General features: G+C 62.9%; 17 protein-coding genes. 11 read left to right on the top strand and 6 right to left on the bottom strand.

Going from position 1 to position 13191, the window contains the following annotated elements; translation table 11 throughout:
* Positions 1 to 2: 2 nt before the first annotated feature.
* A complete protein-coding gene (locus NL123_RS21710; RefSeq protein ID WP_010211812.1) occupies positions 3 to 317 on the bottom strand; it encodes an ElaB/YgaM/YqjD family protein in 315 nt (104 codons plus the stop codon).
* A 346-nt stretch (positions 318 to 663) separates the two neighbouring features.
* Between NL123_RS21710 and NL123_RS21705 the strand changes: the two genes are divergently transcribed.
* Positions 664 to 1872 carry an ammonium transporter gene (locus tag NL123_RS21705; protein ID WP_248487190.1) on the top strand — a complete coding sequence of 403 codons (1209 nt, stop codon included), beginning with the start codon at positions 664 to 666 and terminating at the stop codon, positions 1870 to 1872.
* Here NL123_RS21705 and NL123_RS21700 read toward each other — a convergent pair.
* Entirely contained in the window at positions 1859 to 3583 is a 1725-nt protein-coding gene (locus tag NL123_RS21700) for a cation:proton antiporter (RefSeq protein ID WP_494356316.1), read from the bottom strand. The genes NL123_RS21705 and NL123_RS21700 overlap by 14 nt on opposite strands.
* A 155-nt stretch (positions 3584 to 3738) precedes the next feature.
* On the opposite strand from NL123_RS21700, the gene NL123_RS21695 reads away from it, so the two are divergent.
* The 3 genes from NL123_RS21695 (at position 3739) to NL123_RS21685 (ending at position 5345) form a co-directional block, all read left to right on the top strand.
* Positions 3739 to 3975, top strand: coding sequence for a glutaredoxin family protein (locus NL123_RS21695; protein ID WP_058427940.1), 237 nt, complete (start codon positions 3739 to 3741; stop codon positions 3973 to 3975).
* 73 nt (positions 3976 to 4048) lie between these two features.
* The gene (locus NL123_RS21690; protein WP_010565034.1) at positions 4049 to 4384 is read left to right on the top strand and encodes a hypothetical protein; all 336 of its coding nucleotides are present in this window, start codon (positions 4049 to 4051) and stop codon (positions 4382 to 4384) included.
* 70 nt (positions 4385 to 4454) lie between these two features.
* Positions 4455 to 5345 (top strand): pseudouridine synthase, encoded by an 891-nt coding sequence (locus NL123_RS21685; RefSeq protein WP_494356315.1) that lies wholly within the window; start codon positions 4455 to 4457, stop codon positions 5343 to 5345.
* A 125-nt stretch (positions 5346 to 5470) separates the two neighbouring features.
* Here NL123_RS21685 and NL123_RS21680 read toward each other — a convergent pair whose 3' ends face one another.
* The gene (locus NL123_RS21680) at positions 5471 to 5692 is read right to left on the bottom strand and encodes a YgdI/YgdR family lipoprotein (protein ID WP_010211805.1); all 222 of its coding nucleotides are present in this window, start codon (positions 5690 to 5692) and stop codon (positions 5471 to 5473) included.
* A 79-nt stretch (positions 5693 to 5771) separates the two neighbouring features.
* Positions 5772 to 6374, bottom strand: coding sequence for a molybdenum cofactor guanylyltransferase MobA (mobA, locus tag NL123_RS21675; RefSeq protein ID WP_494356314.1), 603 nt, complete (start codon positions 6372 to 6374; stop codon positions 5772 to 5774).
* Between the two features lie 76 nt (positions 6375 to 6450).
* On the opposite strand from mobA, the gene moaB reads away from it, so the two are divergent.
* Together moaB and NL123_RS21665 are read left to right on the top strand one after the other, a co-directional pair.
* Positions 6451 to 6990 carry a molybdenum cofactor biosynthesis protein B gene (moaB, locus tag NL123_RS21670; RefSeq protein ID WP_056857153.1) on the top strand — a complete coding sequence of 180 codons (540 nt, stop codon included), beginning with the start codon at positions 6451 to 6453 and terminating at the stop codon, positions 6988 to 6990.
* The gene (locus NL123_RS21665) at positions 6974 to 8200 is read left to right on the top strand and encodes a molybdopterin molybdotransferase MoeA (RefSeq protein WP_494356313.1); all 1227 of its coding nucleotides are present in this window, start codon (positions 6974 to 6976) and stop codon (positions 8198 to 8200) included. The genes moaB and NL123_RS21665 overlap by 17 nt, the downstream gene beginning before the upstream one ends.
* Before the next feature lie 118 nt (positions 8201 to 8318).
* On the opposite strand, the gene NL123_RS21660 is transcribed toward NL123_RS21665, so the two are convergent.
* Positions 8319 to 8648, bottom strand: a complete 330-nt coding sequence (locus tag NL123_RS21660; RefSeq protein WP_248487199.1) for an EscU/YscU/HrcU family type III secretion system export apparatus switch protein — start codon at positions 8646 to 8648, stop codon at positions 8319 to 8321.
* Positions 8645 to 10222, bottom strand: a complete 1578-nt coding sequence (gene fliK / locus NL123_RS21655) for a flagellar hook-length control protein FliK (RefSeq protein ID WP_248487201.1) — start codon at positions 10220 to 10222, stop codon at positions 8645 to 8647. Before fliK ends, NL123_RS21660 begins: the two co-directional genes overlap by 4 nt.
* Before the next feature lie 200 nt (positions 10223 to 10422).
* Between fliK and ccmA the strand changes: the two genes are divergently transcribed.
* The 5 genes from ccmA (at position 10423) to ccmE (ending at position 13189) form a co-directional block, all read left to right on the top strand.
* Positions 10423 to 11058 (top strand): cytochrome c biogenesis heme-transporting ATPase CcmA, encoded by a 636-nt coding sequence (ccmA, locus tag NL123_RS21650; protein ID WP_248487203.1) that lies wholly within the window; start codon positions 10423 to 10425, stop codon positions 11056 to 11058.
* Positions 11055 to 11723: a heme exporter protein CcmB gene (gene ccmB / locus NL123_RS21645; RefSeq protein ID WP_248487205.1), complete on the top strand. Its 669-nt coding sequence runs from the start codon at positions 11055 to 11057 to the stop codon at positions 11721 to 11723. The genes ccmA and ccmB overlap by 4 nt, the downstream gene beginning before the upstream one ends.
* A gap of 85 nt (positions 11724 to 11808) precedes the next feature.
* Positions 11809 to 12564 (top strand): heme ABC transporter permease, encoded by a 756-nt coding sequence (locus NL123_RS21640; protein ID WP_248487206.1) that lies wholly within the window; start codon positions 11809 to 11811, stop codon positions 12562 to 12564.
* Positions 12561 to 12737, top strand: coding sequence for a heme exporter protein CcmD (gene ccmD, locus NL123_RS21635; protein ID WP_061435869.1), 177 nt, complete (start codon positions 12561 to 12563; stop codon positions 12735 to 12737). The genes NL123_RS21640 and ccmD overlap by 4 nt, the downstream gene beginning before the upstream one ends.
* Positions 12734 to 13189, top strand: a complete 456-nt coding sequence (gene ccmE, locus NL123_RS21630; RefSeq protein ID WP_042570794.1) for a cytochrome c maturation protein CcmE — start codon at positions 12734 to 12736, stop codon at positions 13187 to 13189. Before ccmD ends, ccmE begins: the two co-directional genes overlap by 4 nt.
* The last annotated feature ends 2 nt before the right edge of the window (positions 13190 to 13191 follow it).

Genomic DNA, 13191 nt, shown 5'->3' with positions numbered 1-13191 from the left:
ATTTAGCGCCTTGTGGCCAGCAGGCCGATCAGAAAGCCCACGCCGGCGGCAATGCCCACCGACTGCCAAGGGTTGGCCTGCACGTAATCTTCAGTCGCGGTGACGGCCGCCTGGCCGCGTTCGCGCAGGGAGTCTTCGGTCAGTTGCAGGGTTTCGCGGGCCTTGAGCAGGCTTTCGTGGATCTTGCTGCGCAGCTCATCGGCCTGGTCACCTGCCAGCACCTTGGTGTCATCCAGCAACTTTTCGGTGTCGCTGACCAGGGTTTGAAAATCCGCCATCAGTATTTCTTGAGCAGTCTTTGCAGTTCTTCTGGCCATGGGTATCTCCGTGATGGGCTGTTTTGTACTAGTGGTTTCGAGTCACCGGCGTCGGTGAAGGTTCAGTGCAATTGTGTGGTACAGCTTTTGCTTTGCCTTGGTGCGCAGGCCTTGGTGCCTGCGCTGAATCCGGGCGGTCGGGCAGGAAGCCTTGAAAAACCTTACCCTAAATAACTGAAACTCGCGGAAAAACCCTGTCGGCAACGACCTGATGCGTTGATCGCTGCGCTAAATCGGTTCACGCCCTCTGAAGAGGGGTGGGGCCGGCGGTGCCAATTTAGTGCGCGCAACCCAGGTTTGAACCGCTTTGGTGCTTTTTGCCTTTACTACAGGCCTGCCAACCTCCATGGACAATATGCAAAGCGCGGTGGACACCCTGATCCACAGCTCCAATACCCTGTTTATCCTGATCGGCGCGGTCATGGTCCTGGCCATGCACGCTGGTTTCGCCTTCCTCGAAGTCGGCACGGTGCGCCAGAAGAACCAGGTCAACGCCCTGTCGAAGATCCTCAGCGACTTCGCCATCTCCACCCTGGCCTATTTCTTTATAGGCTATTGGATCTCCTACGGGGTGAGCTTCATGCAACCGGCGGCGGTGATCAGCGCCGACCATGGCTACGGCCTGGTGAAGTTCTTCTTCCTGCTGACCTTTGCGGCGGCGATCCCGGCGATCATTTCCGGGGGCATCGCCGAGCGGGCGCGGTTTGCGCCGCAGCTCTGCGCGACCGCGTTGATCGTGGCGTTTATCTACCCGTTTTTCGAGGGCATGGTGTGGAACGGCAATTTCGGCCTGCAGGCCTGGTTGCTCGCGACGTTCGGCGCCAGCTTCCATGATTTCGCCGGCTCCGTGGTGGTCCACGCCATGGGCGGCTGGCTGGCGCTGGCGGCGGTGTTGCTGCTTGGCCCGCGCAACGGGCGCTACCGCGAAGGGCGCCTGGTGGCGTTCGCGCCGTCGAGCATTCCGTTCCTGGCATTGGGGTCGTGGATCCTGATTGTCGGTTGGTTTGGCTTCAACGTGATGAGTGCGCAAACGTTGAATGGCGTCAGTGGCCTGGTGGCGGTCAACTCGCTGATGGCCATGGTTGGCGGCACCGTCGCAGCCTTGATCATTGGCCGCAACGATCCGGGTTTCCTGCATAACGGCCCGCTGGCCGGGCTGGTGGCCATTTGTGCGGGTTCCGACTTGATGCACCCGGTGGGCGCACTGGTCACAGGGGCCGTCGCCGGTGGTTTGTTTGTGTGGTTCTTTATCGCCGCCCAGGATCGCTGGAAGATCGACGACGTGTTGGGCGTGTGGCCGTTGCATGGCCTGTGCGGCGTGTGGGGCGGCATTGCCTGCGGCATCTTCGGCCAGACGGCGCTGGGTGGACTGGGCGGTGTCAGCCTGGTCAGCCAGTTGATCGGCACCGCCCTTGGCGTGTTGGTCGCGTTGGCCGGCGGCCTGCTGGTGTACGGCGTGATCAAGCGCGTGCATGGGCTGCGCCTGAGCCAGGAAGAGGAGTATTACGGCGCGGATCTGTCGATCCATAAGATCGGCGCGGTCAGTCAGGATTGATCGGCTCGTCTGCCTGGCGATAAAAACCGTGTAGCAGGCGGTAGCGGTTCTGTCGTACTTCATCGACCCGCGCCTGCACCTGTTGGTCCGGCAGGCCCAATAGAATCAGGGCGTGGGAGGCAAGCATCAGGCTTGACTCCAATAGTTCGGGCACCACTTCGCTGGCGCCTGCGGCCTTCAGCTCAGCCAGTTGGCTGTCGTCGCGGGTGCGTACCAGGATCGGCACTTCGGTGTTGATCCGGCGTGCTTCCTTCAACACCACCAGCGCGACATCGGTGTTGTCTACGGCAATCACCACCAACCGTGCGCGCTCCAGGCCGACCGCACTGAGCAATGCGCCACGCCGGCAATCACCGTAGTGCACGCTGCTGTCTTCGGTGGCGGCTTCCTGTACCCGTTCCGGGTCGTCATCCAGAGCGATGAATGCCTGTTGTTCCTTGCGCAGAAAGCGTCCGATGGATTGGCCGACGCGACCATAGCCGCAGATCACCGCGTGGCCGTGCAGCTCGGCGTTGAGCGCGGTGATGGCTTCCAGTTGCACTTGCTGGTTGGGCTTGCGGTGCAGGCGCAGAGCAATGCCCGGCGCGGCACGCAGCAGCAGGGGTGTCAGCAGCATCGAGCAGAAGGTGGCGGCGAGCAGCAAGCCGTTGAATTCATCCGGGATCAGTCGGCTCTGCTGCATCTGTGCCATCAACGCAAAGCAGAACTCGCCGCCCTGGGCCAGTGCCAGGCCGCTGCGCCAGGCGGTTTCGCTGTCGCTGCCGCGCAGCTTGACCAGCGCGGCGACCACACAGCCCTTGACCAGCATCAGGGTGAGGGTCAGGGCGAGGATCAACAGGCTGTGGCTGACGAACAGTTGCAGGTCGATGAGCATGCCGATACTGACGAAAAACAGCCCCAGCAGGATGTCGCGAAACGGACGGATATCTGCCTCGATCTGATGGCGGTAGTGGCTTTCTCCCAACAGCATGCCGGCCAGGAACGCGCCGAGGGCAGGGGAGAGCCCCAGCAGGTGCGTGAGCCAGGCGGTCAGCAACACAATCACCAGCGCCAGCAGTACAAACAGCTCGGCCGAGTGTGAGGCGGCCACTTCATGAAACAAGCGCGGCAACAGCCAGCGACTGGCAAGCAGCAGGCCGACAAACAACACCACGGTCTTGCCCAGGGTCAGTGGCAGCGCCCAGTACCAGGCCTGTTCGCCGGTGCCGGCAAACACCGGCACCAGGGTCAGCAACAGCACCGCCACCACATCCTGGAACAGCAACACGCCAATCGCGTTCTGGCCGTGGCTGCTGAAGATTTCACCGAGGCTGCTCAACTCCTTGCTGACGATGGCCGTGGATGACAGCGCCAGCCCTGCGCCCAGCAACAACGCGATACCCGGCGCCACCCCCAGGATCATCAACAAGATGCCCAGCAGTGCCCCGCAGCCCAACACCTGCAGACTGCCCAGGCCGAACACCACGCGGCGCAGGGCGAGCATCTTGGTCAGGGAAAATTCCAGGCCCAGGGAGAACAGCAGGAACACCACGCCCAGTTCGGCGAGGTCGGGCAGCTCCTCGCTGTCATTCACCCAGTCCAGCGCGGTAGGCCCCACGGCCAGGCCGACGCACAGGTAGCCCAGCACGGGCGGCAGTTGCAGCCGGCGAAACAGCGCAATCACCACCAGGGATGAGGCCAGAATGATCAGCAGGTTGGCAAACACACGCATCTCCATTGCAAGGGGGCAGGCAAAAAGCCGCGAGAATCGCTGAAACAGTTATAGGCCATGGTGACCTGGGTCAGGGTTTTCAGGGGCTGGTTTCTCGCCACAGGTTTTCGTCAGGCTTAGAATGTTGGCCTACTTTCTGATCAGGTCCATTCGTCATGCTTCCTGAATGCCAGTTGTTCGGCACCCTGGGTTGCCATCTATGTGAAATTGCTGAAGCCGAAATCATGCCGCTCGTCGAACACGGGTTGCTGGTGGAGCTGGTGGATATCGCCGACCCCGACGACCTGACCGAAGCCTACGGCCTGCGGATTCCGGTACTCCGCCGGGTGGACACGGGGGCGGAACTGGATTGGCCATTTGACTCACAACAGGTCGTGGCCTTCCTTCGTTGAGTTTATGCGATGGCAGGTTTCCAAATATTACGTTACTGTATGTTTGTACAGCGATGGAATAGAGGGAACGCCCGTGGTGAATGTTGAACAACTGAAAAGCAGCGTCAATCGCATGTCTGCCGACGTCGTGCGCGACGCGGTGAACGAGCTGCGCCTCGATGGCCTGGTCACGGAAGGCAAGACGCCTTTTAACAAGGTGCATTTCAATACCTGCTTTGCCGAGATCGAGGCGCTGTTCCAGCGCGCCGGTTACCACAAGCAGCTGGATGTGGTGGGTTACCAGGGCTTGTTGTACGCGTTGTACGATCCAGGCCGCTGGGAAGCCGTGGACGTGTTGCGCTGGCTCAAGGAATTCACCGAGGCCGCGAGTGCCTCGCCGATCCTGCGGGCGGAGTTGGCCAAGGCCTGAATCCGCCCTAGGCTCAATCCCGCCCGATGCGGGATAATGCCCGCCGGTTTTCCCAGGCTTTGAGCATTTCATGTCGACTTCCGTTTTTATCGCCTCCGAGCACCAAGCCAGCACCCTGTATTTGCCGCCCGGTCCTTGGGCGACGGTGCTCGATTGCCTGTGCGAGCACTTCCCGGCGATCGGCCGCGAACAGTGGCTCGACCGCATCGCCCGTGGCCGGGTGCTGGACATCGACGGCAGTCCCATCAGCCTGGACCTGGCCTACAAGGAAGGCCTGTGCATCTATTACTTCCGCGAAGTACCGAACGAGAAAGTCATCCCGGTGCAGGAAACCATCCTGTACGCCGACGAGCACCTGGTGGTCGCCGACAAACCGCACTTCCTGCCCGTGACCCCCGCCGGTGAATACGTCGAGCAAACCCTGCTGCGGCGTTTGATTCGCCAGTTGGATAACCCATCGCTGGTGCCTCTGCACCGCATCGACCGGCACACGGCGGGGCTGGTGTTGTTCTCGGCCCACCCGGCCAGCCGCTCGGCATATCAGCAATTGTTTCCCACCCGCCAGATCGACAAGTTCTACGAAGCCATCGCTCCGGCCCTGCCGAACTTGACGTTCCCCCTGGTGCATAAAAGCCGCCTGGTCGATGGCGAGCCGTTCTTTCGCATGCAGGAAGGGCCTGGCGCGAGTAACACCGAAACGGCGGTGGAAGTGCGCGAAAAGAACGGCGATCTATGGCGCTATGGCCTGTTTCCCGTCACCGGCAAGAAGCACCAGTTGCGTGTGCACATGAGTGCCCTCGGCGCGAGTATTTGTAACGACCCGTTCTACCCTGACGTGATCAAGGACGCGGTAGACGACTACGCCAACCCGCTGAAACTGCTGGCCCAGGGGGTGCGGTTTATCGACCCGGTTACGGGCGAAGAACGCAGTTTCCGCAGCCGGATCACCCTCGACTGGTAACCGCCAGAAACGACAAGGCCCGCGCGAGGCGGGCCTTGGATTAACCGGATAGCTGGGGCTTTCTGATACTGCGTGGTGTCCCGTTCAGGGCGGCTTCGCCACCCAGCGCGGGGCAAGCCCGCTCACTACAGGTCTTTGACGGTGCGAACCTGATCCTTATTGATGCGGGTGCGCTTGCCGTCAAGTTGTTCGAATTCGTAGAAACCCGAATCTTCATTGTATTTCGGGGTGTCGACGGCCTGGATTTCGCGACCGTCATTCAGGGTGATCACTGTCGGCGAGGCGCAACCGGCGAGGGTGGCGAGGCCCAGTGCAAGCATGAGAGCGGCGATGGTCCGTTGAGTCATGAGTTTGTCTCCGAGAGAATTCTTTTAAATGGCTGACCTTGTGACGCTCACGGCGTCGACAAAGTTCCTGATGCGAGGTTCATTCTGACACGCCCGAGCGCGTCTGTAACAGCTCCGGCGTATTAAGGTTGGCCAGGCGCGGGTCATCCGCCGGGCATTCCATGCCCACGCCGCCCAGTTGCAGGAAGAGCTTGCGCGGGCTGCGTTCGCCGGCGTGCCAGGCGCTCTCCACCGCGTCCCGCAGGGCGGAGGGGAGGATGCAGATCAGCGGCTCCCAGAACTCACCATGGCGCACCATTACCGGCAGCAGCGGGTTGCGCCGTGCAGTCTCACACAGGTCAGCGAGCAACCCTGCGTCGATATGCGGCACATCGCACGGCAGTATCAGCAGGTGCGCGTGGCGCGCGGCGGCGAGTCCTGCGCGGATACCGGCGAGTGGGCCGGGAAAGTCCGGGCTGTCGTCGTTGACCAATTGGTCGGCATACGCGGCGTAGTGTTGCGGGTTGCGGTTGCACGAGATGATCAAGTCATCCGTCAGCGGCCGCACCAGGCGCTGCAAATGGGCGATCAGGGGCTGGCCGTGCCATTCCAGCAGGCCTTTGTCCTGGCCGCCCATGCGCTGGCCACGCCCACCGGACAGCAGCAAGACCGAACAGGGCAGGGGCGATGAATCGATAGGCATGACGGCTCCGCAGCGGCAGCAAAAGGGGGGCCTGTGATATAACATCGGGCTGTTCCTTCGACAACCGGACCGTGCCATGAAAGCCAAGGCAGATGCGCCCTTCGTACCCCTGAACATCGCTGTATTGACTGTCAGCGACACCCGCACCCTCGACACTGATACCTCCGGCCAGGTCTTCGTCGACCGCCTCACCGCTGCTGGCCACAACCTGGCCGAGCGCGTGCTGCTCAAGGACGACCTCTACAAGATCCGCGCCCAGGTCGCCCACTGGATCGCCGAAGACGTGGTGCAAGTGGTGCTGATCACCGGCGGCACCGGCTTTACCGGCCGTGACAGCACCCCCGAAGCCGTGAGCTGCCTGCTGGACAAGCAGGTCGATGGTTTTGGCGAACTGTTCCGCCAGATCTCCGTGGCGGACATCGGCACCTCTACCGTGCAGTCCCGCGCCCTGGCCGGCCTGGCCAATGGCACCCTGGTGTGCTGCCTGCCGGGTTCCACCAATGCGGTGCGTACCGGTTGGGACGGCATCCTCGCCGAGCAACTGGACAACCGTCACCGCCCGTGCAACTTCGTCCCGCACCTGAAACAGGCCGAGCCTTGTGAATCCCGTGGGTAAGCCCGGCAAGACCGGCGCCCTGATGCCGGTGGAAGACGCGTTGGCGCAACTGCTGACCATGGCCGAAGCCGCACCGATCCGTGAGCAGCAAACCTTGCCCCTGGCGGACTGCGACGGGCGGGTATTGGCCCAGGACCTGGTCTCCACCCTCGACCTGCCGCCCTGGCCGAACAGCGCCATGGACGGCTACGCCGTGCGTCTGTCGGACTGGATCGGCGAACCTATGGTGGTCAGCCAGCGCATCTTCGCAGGCCAGGTGCCACAGCCGTTGGCTGCCGGCACCTGCGCGCGCATTTTCACCGGAGCACCGGTGCCTGAAGGCGCCGACTGCGTGGAAATGCAGGAAAACGCCGTGGTCCACGCCGATGAGCGCGTGAGCTTCACCGAGCCGCTGCACCTCGACCAGAACATCCGCCCACAGGGCCAGGAAACCACGGCTGGCGAGTTGGTTTTGTCGGCCGGCACGCGCCTGGGCCCGATCGAACTCGGGCTTGCCGCCTCCCTGGGGCGCGACTGCCTGGAGGTGGTGCGCCGCCCACGTGTGGCGGTGCTGTCCACCGGTGATGAACTGATCGAGCCGGGTTTGCCACTGGGGCCGGGCCAGATCTACAACAGCAATCGGCGCGTGCTGTGCTCGTGGCTTGCGCGCCTGGGTTGTGAAGTGATCGATGCCGGCATCCTGCCCGACGACCTGGAGCAAACCCGCACGCGCCTGGGCGACCTGGGCAGCGTCGACCTGATCCTGTCGACCGGCGGTGTGTCGGTGGGCGAGGCGGATTTCCTTGGCATCGCCCTGCGTGAAGAGGGCGAGCTGGCCCTGTGGAAACTGGCGATCAAACCGGGCAAGCCGCTGACCTTCGGGCACTTCCGTGGCGTGCCGGTGATCGGCTTGCCAGGCAACCCGGCGTCGACGCTGGTGACGTTCGCACTATTGGCGCGCCCTTATCTGCTGCGCCGCCAAGGTGTGCAAGAGGTGGAGCCACTGCGTTTCGAGGTGCCGGTGGGATTCACCTGGCCAAAACCGGGTAACCGCCGTGAATACCTGCGTGGGCGCATCGAGCAGGGCAAGGCGATCATCTACCGCAACCAGAGCTCCGGCGTGCTGCGCAGTGCGGCGTGGGCGGAGGGGTTTGTGGAGGTGTTGGAAGGCACGACGCTGGCGATCGGCGATCGGGTCAACTTCATCCCGCTCAGTGAAGTCCTGAACTGACCCAATCCAAATGTGGGAGGGGGCTTGCCCCCGATGGCGGTGTATCAGTCAACTTAAGTGTGACTGACACTCTGCTATCGGGGGCAAGCCCCCTCCCACATATGATTCTTCATATGCCTCAGTAATCGTCGCCGCGCTCGGTGATGTCGCGCTCCACCGGCCCCGCATTCGGGTCATACCCCACCGGGAACTTGCCCTTCAGCGTCCACGCAAACGCAATGATCTCGGCAATCGTGCGGTACAGCTCCTCGGGAATACTGTCGCCCAGTTCCATCCGCGCCAGCAGCTTGACCAGCTCGGCGTTTTCGTAGATCGGTACTTCGTGTTCCCGCGCCAGCTTGAGGATCGCTTCGGCCAGGGCGTCGTCGCCCTTGGCCGTCAGGGTGGGGGCCTGCTGGCCGTCGTACTTGAGGGCAATCGCCTGGCGCGGCGGTATCGGGTTCTTCATGCGGTTTCATCCACCCAGCGTTGTTCCAGCCCGGTTTTTGGCCCGCGCGGCGGGGTGCCGAGGTGGCAATCGAGGTCGCCGACGTTGATGCCCGAGGTCACCAGGCGTTCGCGCAGGTTGCCCAAGTGGCTTTCGATCAGGCTGGCGGTGAAGGGCCGCGAGGCCCACAGCTGGCTGGACAGTTTGCCCTGGCTCAGTTGCGCCTGGACCTGCAATGGCCCCAGCGGCTCCATGTCGAAGGCCAGCTCGACGCGCCAGAGCATCTGCTTGGCGTCCTTCTTGTCCTTGCGTTCGGGCTGGTCCTTGTCCGGCGCCGGTTCCTCGCGCTGGAACTTGACCTGCAACGGCACTATGTCTTGCAAGGTGCGCATGGGGATTTCCAGCTGCCAGGTGGTTTGCAAGCGGCCGTCGGCGGTGGTGCCGGTCTGTTCCAGGCTCGACAGCTGATGGCTTTGCAGCCGTGAAATTGCGCCGGCGGCCAGGCGCAGCAGGTTTTCCAGGTCGCCTTCACCTTCCAGTTTCGCCATCAGCCGTTCGGGCAGTGGGAAGCCGGCGGGTAGTTGCCGGGCGCTGACCTGGCCAAGTGTGTTCAGTGGGCTGCGCACGAAGTTGGGCAGCACCTGGGCCAGGGTGTTGGCGGCGAGGATCGCGGTCATGTTGGTGCTGGCGGGCAGGGCGGGCAGCAAGTCCGCGACCAGGCGCAGCAACGCGCCTTTCATGTCCAGCGGCGGGATTTGCGGGTTCTGCCCGGCGAGCAGCTTGGCTTCAAGAAAGGCGCCGCTGTTCTGGATGACTTGCGCCAGTACCTTGGGGTTGCTGACTTGCGCCAGGTCCGGCAAAGCAGCCAACAGGCGCTCGGCGGCGGCGCGCAGATCGGCGGAGGTGCTGTCGCCGCGAGGCAGGTTCTGCAGGGCGGTGAAGACAGCATCCAACGAGCCCTGGCGACTTTGCTGGGTCGACAGTTGCTGGCTGACCGCCAGTTGATCCTTGAGCCCGCTCAACGGCACAAAGCTCAGGGTCTGCGCGTTTTGCACCACGGCGCTGAGCAGGCTGCCGACGCGCAGGGGCTGAGGGCTTTCCACGGTCAGGGTCGCGCCCGCCAGGGCGTTGTTGAGCACAGTGACCAGCGAGCGGTAGATCGCCGGCTGCGCGGTGCCCTGGGGCAGCATCTGGGTAGTCAGCACCTTGGCCTGCAACAGCGTGCCCACCGGTATCTGGTTGGTGTCAATGCGGGTGAGGGCGGCGACATTGGCGCTCAAGGCCTGCTGCAGGCTTAGGGTCAGGTTACCCGCAGGCGTCTGGCTCACCGCCACATTGCTGCCCAGCGGCAGCGGCTGCGGGCTGCTGGCCTGCACCAGGGTCTGGCGGCCGCCTTCCAGGGTCAACTTGAGCAGCAACTGGAAGGCCTCGCCGCCTTGTTTCAGGGCGATGACTTCGGCGTTTGCGGTTTTCCCGGGGTCGATCAGGCCGATCTGCGGCTCCAGCAGTTTCAGCAACTCACCGGCTGCGGGCGCAGGGCCCGGCCCGGCTGCCGGGGCGGGTGCAAGCGTAGGAAGGTTGATCTCACCGGTCATCGCGCGCGTCGTCTCTGGGGAAATTGCCCTCTTTAGAGTAGGGCATCACATGTATAATGCCGCCCGTCTGCAAAGAGAGCGGTAAAAACCTCACAACTATTTGATCCAGCTCTCTAAAATCGGTCGCCAAAGCCGTTATTGTGCATTTCTCTTTAACGGCCGCTGCACCGCCGACTTGAACCGTAAAGGCCCGCGATCTTTTGACCAGCCCTCTTCTTGAAGCCGTAGCGCTTGCCTGTGAACGCGACCTGCGCCTGCTGTTCGAGCACCTCGAACTGCGGCTGGCGGGCGGTGACATGGTGCAAGTCAGCGGCCCCAACGGCAGTGGCAAGACCAGTTTGCTGCGCCTGTTGGCCGGGCTGATGCAGCCGACCGCCGGTGAGGTTCGACTCAACGGCAAGCCCCTCAACCAACAACGCAGCGAACTTGCCCGCAACCTGGTGTGGATCGGCCACGCCGCCGGTATCAAAGACGTGCTCACCGCTGAAGAAAACCTCAGCTGGCTCAGCGCCCTGCATCATCCCGCTTCCCGCGAGGCCATCTGGCAGGCCCTGGCCGCTGTCGGCCTCAAGGGTTTCGAAGACGTTCCCTGCCACACCTTGTCCGCTGGCCAACAGCGCCGCGTGGCCCTGGCGCGTTTGTACCTGCCGGGCCCACCGCTGTGGATCCTCGACGAACCCTTCACCGCCCTTGATAAACAAGGCGTTGCCCAGTTGGAAGAGCACCTGGCCCGGCACTGTGAACAGGGCGGCCTGGTGGTGCTCACCACCCACCACACCTTGGCGCGCATGCCCTCAGGCTACCGCGAGCTGGACCTTGGCCGGTGGTCGGCATGAGCGTCTTCGCCTTGTTGGTCGCCCGCGAAGCGCGGCTGCTGTGCCGTCGCCCGGCCGAACTGGCCAACCCGCTGGTGTTCTTTGCGATTGTTATCGCGCTGTTCCCGTTGGCGGTTGGCCCCGAGACTAAACTGTTGCAAACCTTGTCCCCAGGGCTGGTGTGGGTGGCCGCGCTTTTATCGGTCCTGCTCTCGCTGGACGGGCTGTTTCGCGGTGATTTCGAAGACGGCTCCCTGGAACAGTGGGTCCTTTCGTCGCACCCCCTGCCACTTCTGGTACTGGCCAAGGTACTGGCACACTGGGCTTTTTCCGGCCTCGCGCTAGTCTTGCTCTCGCCGCTGCTGGCGATGATGCTCGGGTTGCCCACCGAATGCCTGCCGATCCTGCTGCTGAGCCTGTTGCTCGGTACGCCGGTGCTCAGCCTGTTGGGCGCAGTAGGCGCGGCGTTGACCGTGGGTTTGAAGCGGGGCGGCCTGTTGCTGGCCCTGTTGATTCTGCCTTTGTACATCCCGGTATTGATCCTGGGCAGCGGTGCCTTGCAAGCCGCGCTCATGGGCATGCCGGCGACCGGTTACCTGTTGTGGCTGGGTAGCCTGACCGCCCTGGCGGTCACCCTGACACCCTTTGCTATAGCGGCCGGCCTGAAGATCAGCGTCGGCGAATAATGAGGTCTGACTAAGTGTTATGTCTTAGTCAGTAAAGACCCTAAGCTTTTCGCAACGACGAAAAGCAACCGTGATGGAAACAGCAATGAACTGGACCTGGTTTCACAAGCTCGGCTCGCCCAAATGGTTCTATGGCATCAGCGGCAAGCTGTTGCCGTGGTTGAGCGTCGCCGCCGTGTTGCTGATCGGCATCGGCCTGGTCTGGGGCCTGGCCTTCGCGCCGCCGGACTACCAGCAAGGCAACAGCTTCCGCATCATCTATATCCACGTTCCCGCCGCCATGCTGGCCCAGTCCTGCTACGTGATGCTGGCGGTGTGCGGCGTTGTCGGCCTGGTGTGGAAGATGAAGCTCGCCGACGTGGCCCTGCAATGCGCCGCGCCCATCGGCGCCTGGATGACCGCCGTGGCGCTGGTCACCGGCGCGATCTGGGGCAAGCCCACCTGGGGCTCGTGGTGGGTGTGGGATGCGCGACTAACGTCCATGTTGATCCTGCTGTTCCTGTACTTCGGTCTGATTGCCCTGGGCAACGCGATCAGCAATCGTGACAGCGCCGCCAAGGCCTGCGCGGTGCTGGCGATTGTCGGCGTGATCAACATCCCGATCATCAAATACTCGGTGGAGTGGTGGAACACCCTGCACCAGGGCGCCACCTTCACCCTCACCGAAAAGCCGGCGATGCCCGTGGAGATGTGGGCGCCACTGCTGCTGATGGTGCTGGGGTTCTACTGCTTCTTCGGCGCCGTGCTGCTGCTGCGCATGCGCCTTGAAGTGCTCAAGCGTGAAGCCCGCACCAGTTGGGTCAAGGCCGAAGTGCAAAGCAGCCTGGGAGTGCGTGGATGAGTTTTGCTTCTTTCAGCGAGTTTCTCGCCATGGGCCATCACGGCCTGTACGTCTGGACCGCCTATGGCATCTGCCTGGCGGTGCTGGCCCTCAACGTCGCCGCGCCGATCCTGGCCCGCAAGCGTTACCTGCAACAAGAGGCGCGTCGTCTGCGCCGGGAGACCGAAAAGTGAATCCGCTGCGTAGAAAGCGTCTGTTGATCATCCTTGCCATCCTGGTGGGCGTCGGCATTGCCGTGGGCCTGGCCTTGAGCGCCTTGCAACAGAACATCAACCTGTTCTACACCCCGACTCAGATCGCCAATGGCGAAGCGCCTGTCGATACGCGTATCCGCGCCGGCGGCATGGTCGAAAAGGGCTCGCTGAAGCGCTCCGGTGACTCCCTCGACGTCACCTTCGTGGTCACCGACTTCAACAAAGCCGTGACCATCACCTACCGTGGCATCCTCCCGGACCTGTTCCGCGAAGGCCAGGGCATCGTCGCCCTGGGCAAGCTCAACGCCGACGGCGTGGTGGTCGCCGATGAAGTGCTGGCCAAGCACGATGAAAAATACATGCCGCCGGAGGTCACCAAGGCTCTGAAAGACAGCGGCCAATCCGCGCCAACGCCTGCCAAGGAGGGCTAAGC

The sequence above is a fragment of the Pseudomonas sp. FBCC-B1565 genome, from assembly GCF_059133265.1.
The sequence above is the reverse complement of the archived record's forward strand: the minus strand, read 5'-3'. Positions and strand labels throughout refer to the sequence as shown.

What these genes read in the sequence shown, in the direction of transcription:
- NL123_RS21710 (WP_010211812.1), bottom strand. Translation starts at nt 317, where the DNA reads ATGGCCAGAAGAACTGCAAAGACTGCTCAAGAAATACTGATGGCGGAT.
- NL123_RS21705 (WP_248487190.1), top strand. Translation starts at nt 664, where the DNA reads ATGGACAATATGCAAAGCGCGGTGGACACCCTGATCCACAGCTCCAAT.
- NL123_RS21700 (WP_494356316.1), bottom strand. Translation starts at nt 3,583, where the DNA reads ATGCGTGTGTTTGCCAACCTGCTGATCATTCTGGCCTCATCCCTGGTG.
- NL123_RS21695 (WP_058427940.1), top strand. Translation starts at nt 3,739, where the DNA reads ATGCTTCCTGAATGCCAGTTGTTCGGCACCCTGGGTTGCCATCTATGT.
- NL123_RS21685 (WP_494356315.1), top strand. Translation starts at nt 4,455, where the DNA reads ATGTCGACTTCCGTTTTTATCGCCTCCGAGCACCAAGCCAGCACCCTG.
- NL123_RS21680 (WP_010211805.1), bottom strand. Translation starts at nt 5,692, where the DNA reads ATGACTCAACGGACCATCGCCGCTCTCATGCTTGCACTGGGCCTCGCC.
- mobA (WP_494356314.1), bottom strand. Translation starts at nt 6,374, where the DNA reads ATGCCTATCGATTCATCGCCCCTGCCCTGTTCGGTCTTGCTGCTGTCC.
- moaB (WP_056857153.1), top strand. Translation starts at nt 6,451, where the DNA reads ATGAAAGCCAAGGCAGATGCGCCCTTCGTACCCCTGAACATCGCTGTA.
- NL123_RS21660 (WP_248487199.1), bottom strand. Translation starts at nt 8,648, where the DNA reads ATGAAGAACCCGATACCGCCGCGCCAGGCGATTGCCCTCAAGTACGAC.
- fliK (WP_248487201.1), bottom strand. Translation starts at nt 10,222, where the DNA reads ATGACCGGTGAGATCAACCTTCCTACGCTTGCACCCGCCCCGGCAGCC.
- ccmB (WP_248487205.1), top strand. Translation starts at nt 11,055, where the DNA reads ATGAGCGTCTTCGCCTTGTTGGTCGCCCGCGAAGCGCGGCTGCTGTGC.
- NL123_RS21640 (WP_248487206.1), top strand. Translation starts at nt 11,809, where the DNA reads ATGAACTGGACCTGGTTTCACAAGCTCGGCTCGCCCAAATGGTTCTAT.
- ccmD (WP_061435869.1), top strand. Translation starts at nt 12,561, where the DNA reads ATGAGTTTTGCTTCTTTCAGCGAGTTTCTCGCCATGGGCCATCACGGC.